This is a genomic window from Streptomyces sp. UNOB3_S3, assembly GCF_020740895.1.
GTDB lineage: Bacteria > Actinomycetota > Actinomycetes > Streptomycetales > Streptomycetaceae > Streptomyces.
The window spans coordinates 1-708 of the sequence record NZ_JAILXP010000753.1 but is presented as its reverse complement, the minus strand read 5'-3'; the positions used below and the strand labels follow the sequence as shown (position 1 = coordinate 708).

Annotated in this window: 1 pseudogene; it reads left to right on the top strand. The window is 73.6% G+C overall.

The annotated features are described in order from the left end of the window. A pseudogene (locus K6I33_RS35465) lies at positions 1-708 on the top strand (heavy metal translocating P-type ATPase); the annotation flags it as partial.

The following is a 708-nucleotide window of genomic DNA, read 5'->3' as shown; positions in this document are numbered from 1 at the left end:
CTTCGTCCCCGTCGTCATCGTCCTGGCCCTGGCCACCCTCGGCTTCTGGGTCGCCACCGGCGAAGGCTGGACCGCCGCCTTCACCGCGGCCGTCTCCGTCCTGATCATCGCCTGCCCCTGCGCCCTGAGCCTCGCCACCCCGACCGCCCTCATGGTCGGCACCGGGCGCGGCGCCCAGCTCGGCGTACTGATCAAGGGACCCGAGGTCCTGGAGTCCACCCGCAAGGTCGACACGATCGTCCTCGACAAGACCGGCACCGTCACCACCGGCAAGATGACCCTCCTCGGCGTCCACCTCGCCGAAGGCGAGACGGAGAACGAGGTCCTGCGCCTGGCCGGCGCCCTGGAGCACGCCTCCGAGCACCCCATCGCCCAGGCCGTCGCCGCGGGCGCCACCGAGAAGGCCGGCGAGCTCCCGGCCCCGGAGGACTTCGCCAACATCGCCGGCCTCGGCGTCCAGGGCATCGTCGAGGGCCACGCCGTCCTCGTCGGCCGCGAAAAGCTCCTCGCCGAATGGGCGCTGCCCCTGCCCACCGAGCTGCGGCAGGCGAAGGCCGCAGCCGAGGCCGCGGGCCGTACGTGCGATCTGCGTGGCCTGGGACGGTCAGGCCCGCGCGGTCCTCGAGGTCGCCGACGCGGTCAAACCCACCAGCGCCGAGGCCCTCACCCGGCTCCGTGCCCTCGGCCTGACGCCGATCCTGCTCACCG